Here is a 14,169-nt window from a genome sequence, read left to right as displayed (position 1 = left end):
TGCGACACTAGCTCAGTTGGTAGAGCGCAACCTTGCCAAGGTTGAGGTCACGAGTTCGAACCTCGTGTGTCGCTCCAAACACGAAAGCTCAGCAGAAATGCTGGGCTTTTTTGTTTTCACCGATTCTTCAAGTCGATGTTGCCTGTGGTGCTTCGTTTCGTCCCGTTTTCTTCTTGTTATTCTCTATTCTTGCATTTCGTAGTGCGAGCTAATCGGCAAAATTATTATTAAAACTTGTTGCCAGTCTATTTCTAATTGTGCTAAATTCGCGCGCAATCTCGGACAGTAGTTCTGGGGGACACGCGTAGTGACCATTCAAGCTGATTGTGACACTACGTAGGGTAGGTATCGACAGAGCCTTTTGTCGATAGACGGGATACTAATGTTGCTTAAGCAGCGGCATGTAAATGGGAAACCCAACGTTGAACTTTTTTAATAATCACACATTAATCAGCTTCATACTTCCTGAATGCCCTGTTTTGCAAAACAGAAGCATTACCGAGCCTTGATTTTAAGACCGATACTTTACCATTCGATGTAATGGTCGCTATTCCGTACCCGTTATTTAACGCCAATCGGAAGGCTTGGTCATGTCCCAATTACGTACTAAGAGTTACTGAGTGCGCCGGGGGCGAGAATCATTTTTTTATTTCAAGGGAAAATGTATGAGCACCGCCTTTGAAGTCGATACTAACACTATCGCGACTATCTTTTCTTCTCAAGTTCCTGTTGTTGAAGGAATTTATGATTTAACGCCAGATCAAGTGTTACTTGATCAGGCTGAGCACGAGTCAGAAGTACGTTCTTACCCACGCCGTTTGCCTATCGCAATTAAGCAGGCTTATGGCTGTCTAGTGGAAGATACTCGCGGTCAGATCTTTTTGGACTGTCTTGCTGGTGCGGGTACTTTGGCACTGGGTTACAACCACCCGGAAATCAATCAAGCGCTAAAAGAGCAGCTCGATTCTGGTCTTCCATATCAAACGCTTGATATTGCGACGACAGCAAAAACCAATTTCATCAAATCGGTGAAAGCCTTCCTACCTGAAGAGCTTGGCAACAACTGTGTGATTCAGTTCTGTGGCCCATCTGGCGCGGATGCTGTGGAAGCGGCCATCAAACTGGCGAAACAAACCACTGGTCGTAATACCATGTTTGCTTTCCGCGGTGCATACCACGGTATGACTAACGGCACCATGGGTATGATGGGTAACTTGAATACCAAGGCTCGTCGTACTGGTTTGATGTCGGATGTGCATTTTATGCCTTTCCCATACAGCCTACGCTGTCCGTTTGGACTGGGTGGTGACGAAGGTGCAAAAGCGAGTATTCGCTACATCGAACGTCTGCTTAACGATGACGAGGCAGGTATCATGAAACCTGCAGCAATCATTGTTGAGCCTGTTCAAGGTGAAGGCGGTGTTATTCCTGCTCCAGCGTTTTGGTTACGTGAACTTCGTCGTATCTGTGACGAACACGGTATGCTATTGATTTTCGACGAAATCCAGTGTGGCGTCGGCAAATCAGGTTATAACTTCGCGTTTGAAGAAGCGGGCATTGTTCCTGACGTATTGTGTCTATCTAAAGCCATTGGTGGTGGTCTACCAATGTCGCTACTAGTGATTAACAAAAAGCATGACACATGGCGTCCGGGTGAACACACGGGTACCTTCCGTGGTAACCAGCTCGCGATGGTTTCTGGTGCAAAAGCGCTTGAAATTATCACGCGTGATAACCTTGTTGAACACGCAAATGTGGCAGGTCAGTACCTACGTCACGGCTTGGAAAAAATTCAACAACGCGTGGATTGTATTGCGGAAGTTCGTGGCAAAGGCTTGATGCTGGGCGTTGAAATTCGTAAGCCAGGCTCAGAATTGAATAAGTTTGGTGAGCCTGTTTCTGACGGTCAGCTGACTCTTGCCATTCAACGTGCTGCGCTAGAGCGCGGTTTGATGGTCGAGAAAGGTGGTCGTGACGGTTCGGTTATCCGTTTCCTTCCTCCTCTCATCATCTCTTTTGAGCAGATTGATTTTGCCCTACGTATTTTGGAAGAAGCGATTCTCGCTGCGGGTGGCAATTTGAAAACTGTTGAAGAAAATGCCGAGTGGAAAAAACACTTTATCCACACAGGCGTAAACGGCAGTAAAGAGTTCGCCTCGGTGATGAACCACACGACTGCGGCACTAAAGAACGCGTTTGAAGAAGTGGATGCACCGTACTCCGGTATGGATCCGAAAGCGTTAGAATCCGCGATTTACGCGGTTGATCTAGATAACAAAAACGCGCCACTAAAAGAGATCATCGACGAAACAACAGAGCTCGTTGTTAAGAACTCTATCTTTACTCAGCACCCTGACTGTATTGCGCATTTGCACACGCCACCACTTATGCCAGCGGTGGCTGCAGAAGCAATGATCGCGGCACTGAACCAATCGATGGATTCATGGGATCAATCTTCATCAGCTACTTACGTTGAACAGAAAGTAATTAACTGGCTGTGCGACAAGTATGAGTTGGGTGCGAAAGCAGACGGTATCTTCACCAGTGGCGGTACTCAAAGCAACCAAATGGGCCTAATGCTGGCTCGTGATTGGATTGCAGACAAGTTGAGTGGTCACTCAATCCAGAAGCATGGTCTTCCAGATTACGCTGACAAACTGCGCATTATCTGTTCTAAGAAGTCGCACTTCACAGTGCAAAAATCCGCTTCTTGGATGGGCTTGGGCGAAAAAGCCGTTCTGACCATTGATGCACACGCAAATGGCACAATGGATGTGACTAAGCTGGAAGCTGCGGTAGAGCAGGCGAAAGCTGAAGGTTTGATTCCATTTGCTGTCGTGGGTACGGCAGGTACGACAGACCACGGTGCGATTGACGATTTGAACACCATTGCTGACGTGGCAGAAAAACACGATCTGTGGATGCACGTTGACGGTGCTTACGGTGGTGCTCTGATTCTGAGCAGTCAGAAAGCGCGCTTGAAAGGCGTTGAACGTGCGCAATCAGTGAGTGTTGATTTCCACAAATTGTTCTATCAAACAATCAGTTGTGGTGCTGTGCTTGTTAACGACAAGCAGAACTTCAAGTTCTTGTTGCACCATGCCGATTACTTAAACCGCGAACACGACGAACTGCCAAACTTGGTGGACAAATCGATCGCAACCACTAAACGTTTTGACGCTTTGAAAGTCTTCATGACGATGCAAAACGTGGGTCCGAAAGCGCTAGGCGCGATGTACGACCACATTCTAGGTCAAACACTTGAGGTGGCTGATTTAGTGCGTAATACAGAGGGCTTCGAGCTATTGGCTGAACCTTCACTATCCACTGTCTTGTTCCGTTCTACTCTAGGTTCGGATCTGGATGAGTTGAATAAAACGCTGAGACTGGAGGCACTGACTCGCGGTGTGGCAGTCCTGGGTGAAACAATCGTAGATGGCAAAACAGCGCTGAAATTCACGATTCTTAACCCATGTCTGAAGATGTCAGATTTTGAATCTTTACTATCTAAAATCAACACTCTAGCGGCTGAGCTAGCGCAATAAAGGTAACGGAAAACTATGGCAATTTTACAAATTGGTGCAGGCGGCGTAGGCTGGGTAATTGCACACAAAGCAGCACAAAACAACGATGTTCTAGGTGACATTACTATCGCTTCTCGCACTTTAGACAAGTGTGAAAAGATCATTGAGTCGATTCATGGTCGTAACAACCTGAAAGATTCAAGTAAGAAACTTGAAGCTCGTGCTGTGAATGCTGACGATGTGGACTCGCTGGTTGCACTAATTAAGGAAGTAAAACCTGATTTGGTTATCAATGCAGGTCCTCCTTGGGTAAACCTGACCATTATGGAAGCGTGTTACCAAGCGAAAGTGTCTTACCTAGATACATCGGTAGCGGTTGACCTATGTAGTGAAGGTCAGCAAGTACCAGAAGCTTATGACGAGCAATGGAAATACCGTGCTAAGTTCGAAGAAGCGGGCATCACGGGTATCCTTGGTGCAGGTTTCGATCCTGGTGTTGTTTCTGTTTTCGCTGCGTATGCAGTGAAGCACCTATTTGATGAGATCGACACCATTGACGTGATGGACATCAACGCAGGCGATCACGGTAAGAAATTTGCAACCAACTTTGACCCAGAGACGAACCTATTGGAAATCCAAGGGGATTCTTTCTACTGGGAAAATGAAGAGTGGAAGCGCGTTCCTTGCCACACTCGTATGCTAGAGTTTGATTTCCCGAAATGTGGCAACTTCAAAGTGTACTCAATGGCGCACGATGAAGTTCGCTCGCTGAAAGAGTTCATCCCTGCTAAGCGCATTGAATTCTGGATGGGCTTTGGTGATCGTTACCTAAACTACTTCAACTGCATGCGTGACATTGGTTTGTTGAGTCCAGAGCCACTAACACTCCATGACGGTACGGTGGTTCAGCCTCTGCAAGTATTGAAAGCGATGCTGCCAGATCCAACGTCTTTGGCTCCAGGTTACACCGGTTTAACGTGTATCGGTACTTGGGTTCAAGGTAAGAAAGACGGCAAAGAGCGTAGCGTGTTTATCTACAATAACGCAGACCACGAAGTCGCTTACAAAGACGTCGAGCACCAAGCAATTGCCTACACCACAGGTGTTCCTGCGATTACTGCTGCACTGCAGTATTTCCGCGGTGCTTGGGCTGAGGCTGGCGTATTCAACATGGAACAGTTGGATCCAGATCCGTTCCTAGAAACCATGCCAGCTATCGGCTTGGATTGGGATGTGCTAGAGCTAGCTCCTGGTCAACCAACGATTCATACACTGAAGTAAGCCTTTCGCTGTATTATTCAGTCCTATCTTCAAGCCGGTGCGTTGCACCGGCTTTGTTCAGTTAAAGTGATGATAAATATGAACAAAGAGCAATTGAAAACACCATTTTTCATGATTGACGAAGCAAAGTTGATCCAAAATCTAGAGATTGCTAAGCAGTTAAAAGAAATTTCTGGGGTTAAGTTGGTATTGGCACTGAAGTGCTTTTCTACTTGGGGTGTATTCGACATCATCAAACCTTACCTAGACGGTACGACGAGCTCAGGGCCGTTCGAAGTGAAGCTAGGTTATGAAAAGTTTGGTGGCGAAACGCACGCTTACAGTGTGGGTTATAGCGAAGATGATGTTCGTGAAGTCGCGGATCTGTGCGATAAAATCATTTTCAACTCACAGTCTCAGCTGGCAGCGCACCGTCATATCGTTGAAGGCAAAGCGTCTATCGGTCTGCGTTTGAACCCAGGTGTGAGTTACGCAAGCCAAGATTTAGCAAACCCTGCTCGCCAGTTCTCACGTTTGGGTGTACAGGCTGACCATATTGATCCGGCGGTATTCGATAGCATTAATGGCGTGATGTTCCACATGAACTGTGAGAACAAAGATGTGGACGTCTTCATCGCGCTACTGGATTCCATCTCTGAGCGTTTCGGTGCTTATCTCAACAAACTTGATTGGGTCAGCATGGGCGGAGGCGTGTTCTTCACGTGGCCAGGTTACGATGTAGAAAAGCTGGGTCTAGCGCTGAAAGCGTTCTCTGAGAAGCACGGCGTACAGATGTATTTAGAGCCAGGTGAAGCGATCATCACTAAAACCACCGATTTGGTTGTGACCGTGGTGGATTTGGTTGAAAACGGCATGAAAACGGCAATCGTAGATTCTGCAACAGAAGCACACCGCCTTGATACGCTGATCTACAAAGAACCTGCATCAGTGCTTGAAGCATCAGAAAATGGTGAACATGAGTACGTGATTGGTTCTTGTTCATGTTTGGCAGGCGACCAATTCTGTGTGGCTAAGTTTGACCAGCCTCTGCACGTTGGCCAGCGTCTGCACATTCTTGATAGTGCAGGTTACACTATGGTGAAACTGAACTGGTTCAACGGTCTGAAGATGCCTTCCGTATACTGTGAGCGCACTAATGGTGAGATTCAAAAACTCAACGAGTTTGGTTACGAAGATTTCAAACGTAGTTTATCACTATGGTCGGTACAGTAAGTCCGGTTATATAGATAATAGAGGAGAGCAGCCAGTTGGCTGCTCTTTTTGTTTGTTAAGACTCGATAATCACGCGAGTGTCTTCACTCAAGGATTCTAGCTCGTTGGCGACGTCTTCGATATCAAGCTCGACAGGCAATTTAATCGCCATATTAGCGGTAAACAAACTGGAGCTGACACCACCGCCGCCAGCAATAAATACGCGTTGGCAGTCCATATCAAGAATGCTGATGCCTTGATTGTCGAGCACGTGGGTAATCTCATTGACAATGCCGGCACGATCATTCGAATCGAGACGAAGTTGGAAGATGGTTTCTTTGTCGTGAGTGGTTGAGTCTGAATCAACAAACTGAACAACCAAGTCTGGGTGAGAGCTGAAGGCATCTTTAACGGTTTGAACGTGCTGTGATGGCATGTCAATTTTAATCACTGCGGCCACTTGGTCTTCAATGAAGTTAACCTTGCTGATTAGCCATTTCCCCCCATTTTCATGAGTAATAGCCGCTAACTGTTTGATCGTTGTTGGAGAGGCTCTACCAACGAAATTAACGATGAATACACTGTTCATAACTTCCCCCTGACACATCAAGCAACTTGTTGATTAAAAGAAATAATCCTTGTCTGATTTCAGTGTAGAAGCTATCGATGTATGACAGGTTTGACTAAGGTCAAGTTTTTTACCTAATCCCCAAAGTGGATGGAGAAATTCAGTGGTAGGGCACAAAAAGGGCGACCGTAGAGGTCGCCCGATACAAAAATGGCTGGTTAGAATGTGACTTTGAAATCAAACCCGTAGAACTGGTTATCGTAAGCGTAGCCAGAATCCAACGCATATTTGGCCGCATCCTGATTACCAAACCAAGGATTAGAAACAAAGTTGACTTCAGCACTGCCACCCCATGCGTTACTGACCCAGTAATGGATATGACCAACAGGGTTAAGGAAAAACAGTGACACATTGCCCACGGTTTCGGAGCCTAAAACTTCACCGCCATTGGCGATAATATTTTGCTCCGTTTCCAACATGATTTCACCAACCACGGCACCGAAAAATGGCGTAATGAAGATATCTTGCCATGATGGTACTTCTGCAAACGCTTCTACGCCGTATTCCCAGAAGAAGGTCGACATGACAGAAGAGTAAAGAAACGACTCAAATTCGTTGTATCCGGCGTGGCGTGCCGCCGTGTAGTACACACCACCAAAGTAAGGGTGCATGATGTAGTTTAAGAAGTGCTCGTCGCGGTCCCATACTGGGCCAGAGGAAACGTTGTCTTTCCACTTGCTACCTAGATTACTGATGTCTCGAGCATCGTCATCCCACTTGGTAATGCTTTCTGGTAACAAAGTCATCAAGCCTACTGTCGCCACACTCAAACCGAGAATGGTGTAGGTTTGACCCATCAGATAGTCCCAGTCTTTATCTTGTGGGACAATGTAGTGCTTAGGTTGCGTACCTGCGTCTAAATTCAGTTCATTACTCGGCTCATCTAAAGACAACGTAGTCGTAGGCTTGTAGCTATACAAGTTGTCGCTGACACAGTACTCTTGAAGACAGTTGGTGCTGTACGAAAATTCTATGTGCTTACTGAAGTCGTATTGTTCGGTAGCAGATGCAGAAGCGGTAAGAATGAGTCCACTCAAAGCTGTAGTTTTTAAGATTTGCTTTGACACAAAGGGTCTCCAAGTTGTGTTAGATGATCGAGCTCACAATTATCCCTTAAAGTGACCTTTATGGGAACAGTTGTCATCAATTTAGCCGAAACAATTGGCATAAGAGTTTGGTCTAACCGAAATATATCGCTTTAAGAGTGAATGACTCCAGATTATTTAAGGAATACGATTCGTGAAAATTGCCATGTTGAGTACGGGTGAAGAAGTGCTTCACGGTGACATTGTCGACACGAATGCCGCTTGGCTTTCAAGCGTCATGTATGAGCAAGGTTTTGCCCTGACTAAGCGTTCGACCGTTGGGGATCAAATGAATGCCTTGGTCGAAGAGCTACTCATGTTGAGCTTTAACAACGATGTTGTCATCGTCAATGGTGGCTTAGGACCAACCACAGACGATATGAGTGCGGCAGCGGCAGCCAAAGCCGCCGAATGCAAAATTGTGCTGTTTAAAGCGTGGTTGACTCGCATGGAAGAGATGTACCGTGAGCGTAATCGCCCTATGCCAGACAGTAACCTCAAGCAAGCCATGTTGCCTGAAATAGCCGAAATTGTAGACAACCCGATAGGTACGGCTTGCGGCTTCAAGATGCACATCAATGATGCCCTGTTCTATTTCACGCCGGGTGTCCCTCGTGAATTTAAAGTTATGGTTGAAACGCAGATTTTGCCTGATCTCAAAGACCAATGGCCCAATAATGAAGCGTATCAATGTAGCTGTCTTTATACCTTTGGTCTGTCTGAATCTGGTATTTCAGATAAGCTCGATGCGCTGAAATTGCCACAAGGCTACGAGTTAGGTTACCGCTCCAGTTTGCCATTTATTGAAGTGAAACTGTTTGGACCAAAAGATGCCCTTGATGAGCGCGTCAAAGTGATGCAGTTGATCTACAAATTACTGGAAAGTAACGTAGTGAGCGTGGACGAGCCGATGCTAGAACACATTGGCCATATGTTGAAAGAGAAAGACTTAACTTTAGCGACGGCGGAACAGAGTAGCTATGGTTACTTAACCAGTTGGCTGCAATCTGAGCAGAATATTGCGGAGCAGAGTGGCCATGGCTGGGTGCTTTCGGCCAAAGGCAGTGAGACCATCGATCACAGTAATCCTCTTGCTGCGGCGTTCGCTTTAGCGGGTGCGACGCGTGAAAAATGCGCGACAGACCTTGCTTTGGTGACCGGTAAACTCAACGGAAAACAATTCTCTGTGGCTTTATCAGCGCATGGTGGTGAGTGGGGGATGGTGCTGGAGTTAAACCGTGAGTATGCGAGAAAGGAAGCGAATAAGGTGATCAGCACGGTCGCGGCGGATGTATTGCGTCGTTACTTAGAAAAGAAACCCATGTTTGGGGACTATTTCTCCGTTACGAAAGTCAAAGAAATGTTTGTACCGAGCAGTCTAGTGAAATAAATATGTTGAGTTAAGCGCGATTTGTTTTCGTTCACTCGTTCACACAGAAAGAAAAAGAGCCAGCATATTTTTTGCTGGCTCTTTGTTTCTTGGTCAAAAAAGATTAAGCGCGTTTTTCTTTTAGGACGTAATTGACGTCACTCAATACCACATCTGTTTTCGCGCGGCAGATACACGGCAAAATCTCATTGCCTTGTGTATAGGCCATGGCAAAACCCACATACTCCACTTCGCCAGACTCAAGCTTGCAGCGACATGCACCACAGTGCCCGTCACGACAGTTATATTCTGGCTGCAACCCTGCTTGTTCCATCGTTTCCAAGATGGTGTTAGCACGGTTAGACTCAATGCTGTGTAGCTTGTTGATGCGGATTTTTGGCATTAGAGTTCAAAACCCTCAAAATCGTCAGAGTGAACTTCGTTGTCAATTTGGCCTACCAAGTAAGAGGAAATTTCCGCTTCTTGTGGTGCCACTTGCACGTTGTCTGAAGACAACCAAGCATTGATCCAAGGAATTGGATTCGAGGTTGCATTCGGGTACGCCACAGGAAGACCAACTGCTTGCATGCGAATGTTGGTAATGTACTCAACGTACTGACAAAGAATGTCTTTGTTCAGGCCAATCATCGAACCATCTTTGAACAGGTATTCTGCCCATTCTTTCTCTTGCTCAGCCGCTTCTTTGAACAGATCAAAACACTGTTGCTTCGCTTCTTCTGCAATTTGCATGAAGGAGAAGTCATCTTGACCATTGCGCAGTAAGTTGATCATGTGCTGAGTGCCGTTAAGGTGCAGGGCCTCATCACGAGCGATCAGCTTGATGATTTTTGCGTTGCCTTCCATAAGCTCACGCTCCGCGAAAGCAAATGAACATGCAAAGCTCACGTAGAAGCGGATGGCTTCGAGCGCGTTAACTGACATCAGACACAAGTAGAGTTTTTTCTTCAGTTCATACAGGCTAACTTTAATGGTTTCGCCATTCACCACGTGCTCACCTTCGCCAAAGCGGTGGTAGTCGTTGGTCAATTGAATCAAATCATCGTAGTAGTGCGCGATGTCTTTCGCACGCTTAAGAATGTGTTCGTTTTCGACGATGTCATCAAACACGACACTTGGATCATTGACGATATTACGAATGATGTGCGTGTAAGAACGAGAGTGAATCGTTTCAGAGAAAGACCAAGTTTCAATCCATGTTTCTAGCTCAGGAAGAGAAACCAAAGGAAGCAGTGCCACGTTCGGGCTACGGCCTTGGATCGAATCAAGCAGCGTTTGGTACTTCAAGTTTGAGATGAAGATGTGCTTCTCATGATCAGGCAGTTTGTTGTAGTCGATGCGATCGCTCGACACGTCGACTTCTTCTGGGCGCCAGAAGAAAGACAATTGTTTTTCGATCAGCTTTTCAAAGATCTCGAACTTTTGCTGGTCGTAACGTGCAACGTTAACCGATTGGCCCAAAAACATCGGTTCTTTGAGCTGGTCATTTTTAGTTTGGTTAAAAGTACTGTAAGCCATGATGCCTCAATTCCTTTTAACCTCCCCTACAGGGGAGGCATTCGATAGTCTGTATTGGTTTCGATTATGAGTGGGGAAGATTAAATCTTACAACCGCCGCCTGCACAATCGTCATCTTGTGGTTGAACTGCGTCTTTTTGCTCGTCTTTCGCGCCATCACGGGTGTTATGGTAGTAAAGCGTTTTTACGCCAAACTTGTACGCGGTGAGCAAATCTTGAAGCAGCTTCTTCATTGGCACTTTGCCGCTCTCATAACGAGCAGGATCGTAGTTCGTGTTTGCCGAAATGGCTTGGTCAACGAACTTCTGCATAATACCAACAAGATGTAGGTAGCCATCGTTTGAGCCGATGTTCCACAACAGCTCATAGTTGTTCTTCAACTCGATGAAGTCAGGCACAACCTGCTTCAAAATACCATCTTTTGATGCTTTGACCGACACATAACCACGTGGTGGCTCGATACCGTTCGTCGCGTTAGAAATCTGAGAAGAGGTCTCAGAAGGCATTAGCGCGGTGAGTGTCGAGTTACGTAGACCATGTTCCATGATTTCAGCACGCAGCGCATCCCAGTCGTAATGAAGGGGCTCATCACAGATCAAATCGATGTCTTTCTTGTACGTGTCAATCGGCATTAAGCCTTTCGCGTAGTTGGTTTCGTGGAACAGTGGGCACTTACCTTGTTCTTTCGCCAACTCAACCGATGCTTTCAATAGGTAGTACTGAATCGCTTCAAAAGTACGATGAGTCAAACCATTGGCACTGCCATCCGAGTATTTCACACCGTGTTTGGCAAGGTAGTAAGCGTAGTTGATCACACCCACACCCAAAGTACGACGGTTCATCGTTGATTTGTACGCCGCTGGTAGTGGGTAATCTTGATAATCAAGCAGAGCATCAAGAGCACGCACCACCAATTCAGATAACTCTTTAAGATCGTCAAGTGTGTTGATTGCACCAAGGTTGAAAGCAGACAAGGTACAGAGCGCGATTTCGCCTGAATCATCTTCAACGTTAGCAAGTGGTTTGGTTGGCAGCGCAATTTCCAGACACAAGTTTGATTGGCGCACCGGCGCGACTTCTGCATCAAATGGGCTATGTGTATTACAGTGGTCCACGTTCTGAATGTAAATACGGCCAGTAGACGCACGCTCTTGCATGAGTAAGGTAAACATCTCTAGCGCTTTTACCGTCTCTTTCTTAATTGACGGATCGTTTTCGTATTTCACATACAGACGTTCAAATTCCGCTTGGTTCTCGAAGAACGCATCGTAAAGCCCTGGTACATCTGACGGAGAGAACAGCGTGATGTTGCCACCTTCAACCAGACGTTGGTACATCAGTTTGTTTAACTGAACACCGTAGTCCATGTGGCGGACACGGTTTTCTTCAACGCCACGGTTGTTTTTCAGTACCATGAGTGAGCGAGCTTCGCCGTGCCACATTGGGTAGAACACCGTTGCTGCACCACCACGCACACCGCCTTGAGAACAGCATTTCACGGCAGTTTGGAAGTACTTGTAGAACGGAATACAACCCGTGTGGAACGCTTCACCACCACGGATTTCAGACCCCAACGCACGAATACGACCTGCGTTGATACCGATACCCGCACGTTGAGAAACGTAACGTACGATAGAGCTTGCTGTCGCATTAATCGAATCTAGGCTGTCACCACATTCGATCAGAACGCATGAGCTGAACTGACGAGTCGGTGTACGCACGCCAGACATGATTGGTGTTGGTAGCGAAATCTTAAAGGTTGATGTCGCGTCATAGAAACGCTTAACGTAATCTAGGCGTGTCTCTTTTGGGTATTTTGCAAATAGGCAAGCGGCTACCAAAATGTACAGGAACTGTGCACTTTCGTAGATTTGACCACTTACACGGTTTTGCACGAAATACTTACCTTCAAGCTGTTTTACAGCCGCGTAAGAGAAATCGAGGTCACGTTTGTGATCGAGGTAAGCATCCAGCTCATCGAGCTCTGCTTTGGTATAGTCTTCAAGGATATGCTTGTCGTATTTACCCATATCAACGAGGCGCGCAACGTGATCGTACAGCGTTGGTGGCTCATATTGGCCGTATGCTTTTTTACGCAAGTGGAAGACTGCAAGACGAGCCGCCAAATATTGGTAATCTGGCGTCTCTTCAGAAATCAAGTCAGCAGCAGATTTGATGATAGTCTCGTGGATATCGCTCGTCGTGATGCCATCATAGAACTGAATGTGAGCGCGCAGTTCTACTTGTGAAACAGAGACGTTGTCTAGGCCTTCGGCGGCCCAAGTAATCACGCGATGGAGCTTCTCTAGATCGATGTTTTCTTTACGGCCATCACGCTTGGTGACGGTAAGTTGTTGGTTCATTCTGCTTTCTTTCCCTAACAAAACTGATAAAAGCCTTATTTTTGTGTGTTTCTATTGAAACAACTGTAAATTTCTTCGTGGCTTTGTGATCAAAGTCTATCTACATATTGTAGTTCAAACACAACATATAGGGGTACTAATGTTTTCGGGTTACAAGATAGTGCTATTGGCATCGGTTTTCAAGGCACAGACTCTGGATGACTTGTGGATAACTTGCAAAATTACAAAAAACTGTAAGTAAACACTTACCGATGAGAAAAGAGCGCACTTGGATGAAGAAAAGTGTGATTTTTGGATCGGTTTATTCTTAACCGCAAACGAAAATATTTTTCTTGATCTTTATGCTTTTTTGTATGCGAAAACTGGCTTGGTTAAAATGGAATCGCAAGCACAAAAAACGTGCATGCTTTAACTAAAAAAGGCAGTAGTTTTGTGCTACTGCCTTTAAAAATTACATTCACTTTACTTTAGAATTTCTGAGTGTGAACGATGTAATTGACATCAACATTACGCCCCAATTTGTAGGTGTCGTTCAGAGGGTTGTAGTGCAAGCCTGTGATGCCTTGTTCACACAAATCGGTTTGGTCGATCATCTTAATCAATTCAGAAGGACGGATGAACTTGTTATGGTCGTGCGTCCCTTCGGGAACGATTTTCAACAGTTTCTCCGCACCAACAATCGCAAACAGATACGATTTGATATTGCGATTTAAGGTAGAAAAGAACACGTGGCCACCCGGTTTAACCAGGGCAGCACAAGAACGAATCACAGACAGTGGATCGGGAACGTGCTCTAGCATTTCCATGCATGTCACGACATCGTACATTTGTGCATTTTCAGCCGCGTGATCTTCAATAGTGCTTTGGATATACGTGAGTTTGGTACCGGTTTCAAGAGCATGAAGACGAGCAACCTCAAGGGGTTCTTTGCCCATGTCCAATCCCGTCACAACAGCGCCTTCTTTTGCCATGCTTTCGGCTAAAATGCCACCGCCGCAGCCGACATCGAGCACTTTCTTGCCAAATAAACCATCTGCTTTTGACAGTACGTAATCCAGACGCAACGGGTTGATTTGGTGAAGTGGTTTAAACTCACCTTCCAAGTCCCACCAGCGAGAAGCCATGTCTTCGAATTTTTTGATTTCGTTTGGGTCAACGTTTTGTGTTTTAGTCATAAGCGCTGCTCTGGGTG

At 46.1% G+C, this 14,169-nt stretch carries 10 protein-coding genes and 1 tRNA gene; 5 read left to right on the top strand and 6 right to left on the bottom strand.

Annotated features, from left to right (window positions below):
• Window position 1: 1 nt before the first annotated feature.
• The 4 genes from PQQ36_RS11565 (at window position 2) to nspC (ending at window position 6,017) form a co-directional block, all read left to right on the top strand.
• Window positions 2-77 (top strand) — tRNA-Gly (locus tag PQQ36_RS11565).
• 588 nt (window positions 78-665) lie between these two features.
• A complete protein-coding gene (locus PQQ36_RS11560; RefSeq protein ID WP_273661230.1) occupies window positions 666-3,545 on the top strand; it encodes a pyridoxal phosphate-dependent class III aminotransferase in 2,880 nt (959 codons plus the stop codon).
• 15 nt (window positions 3,546-3,560) lie between these two features.
• Entirely contained in the window at window positions 3,561-4,805 is a 1,245-nt protein-coding gene (locus PQQ36_RS11555) for a carboxynorspermidine synthase (protein ID WP_011080853.1), read from the top strand.
• A 78-nt stretch (window positions 4,806-4,883) separates the two neighbouring features.
• Window positions 4,884-6,017, top strand: coding sequence for a carboxynorspermidine decarboxylase (gene nspC / locus PQQ36_RS11550; RefSeq protein ID WP_273661229.1), 1,134 nt, complete (start codon window positions 4,884-4,886; stop codon window positions 6,015-6,017).
• Between the two features lie 55 nt (window positions 6,018-6,072).
• Here nspC and PQQ36_RS11545 read toward each other — a convergent pair whose 3' ends face one another.
• Together PQQ36_RS11545 and PQQ36_RS11540 are read right to left on the bottom strand one after the other, a co-directional pair.
• Complete coding sequence (locus PQQ36_RS11545) at window positions 6,073-6,585, bottom strand: glycine cleavage system protein R (RefSeq protein WP_011080851.1); 513 nt, start codon at window positions 6,583-6,585, stop codon at window positions 6,073-6,075.
• Between the two features lie 197 nt (window positions 6,586-6,782).
• Window positions 6,783-7,679, bottom strand: coding sequence for a DUF3943 domain-containing protein (locus PQQ36_RS11540; RefSeq protein ID WP_225472156.1), 897 nt, complete (start codon window positions 7,677-7,679; stop codon window positions 6,783-6,785).
• Between the two features lie 184 nt (window positions 7,680-7,863).
• On the opposite strand from PQQ36_RS11540, the gene PQQ36_RS11535 reads away from it, so the two are divergent.
• Window positions 7,864-9,099 (top strand): CinA family nicotinamide mononucleotide deamidase-related protein, encoded by a 1,236-nt coding sequence (locus PQQ36_RS11535; RefSeq protein ID WP_225472153.1) that lies wholly within the window; start codon window positions 7,864-7,866, stop codon window positions 9,097-9,099.
• Window positions 9,100-9,202: 103 nt separating this feature from the next.
• Here PQQ36_RS11535 and yfaE read toward each other — a convergent pair whose 3' ends face one another.
• From yfaE to ubiG, 4 genes are all read right to left on the bottom strand, one after another.
• Window positions 9,203-9,481, bottom strand: a complete 279-nt coding sequence (gene yfaE / locus PQQ36_RS11530; RefSeq protein WP_011080848.1) for a class I ribonucleotide reductase maintenance protein YfaE — start codon at window positions 9,479-9,481, stop codon at window positions 9,203-9,205.
• Entirely contained in the window at window positions 9,481-10,614 is a 1,134-nt protein-coding gene (gene nrdB, locus PQQ36_RS11525) for a class Ia ribonucleoside-diphosphate reductase subunit beta (protein WP_011080847.1), read from the bottom strand. The genes yfaE and nrdB overlap by 1 nt, the downstream gene beginning before the upstream one ends.
• Before the next feature lie 80 nt (window positions 10,615-10,694).
• Entirely contained in the window at window positions 10,695-12,977 is a 2,283-nt protein-coding gene (gene nrdA, locus PQQ36_RS11520; protein ID WP_011080846.1) for a class 1a ribonucleoside-diphosphate reductase subunit alpha, read from the bottom strand.
• 467 nt (window positions 12,978-13,444) lie between these two features.
• Window positions 13,445-14,152, bottom strand: coding sequence for a bifunctional 2-polyprenyl-6-hydroxyphenol methylase/3-demethylubiquinol 3-O-methyltransferase UbiG (ubiG, locus tag PQQ36_RS11515; protein WP_013572087.1), 708 nt, complete (start codon window positions 14,150-14,152; stop codon window positions 13,445-13,447).
• Window positions 14,153-14,169: the final 17 nt, after the last annotated feature.

The organism is Vibrio sp. CCUG 15886, assembly GCF_028570825.1.
In the GTDB taxonomy this organism is placed as follows: domain Bacteria; phylum Pseudomonadota; class Gammaproteobacteria; order Enterobacterales; family Vibrionaceae; genus Vibrio; species Vibrio vulnificus_B.
Note: the sequence above shows the minus strand (reverse complement) of the source record. Positions and strands in the feature narration are given on the sequence as shown.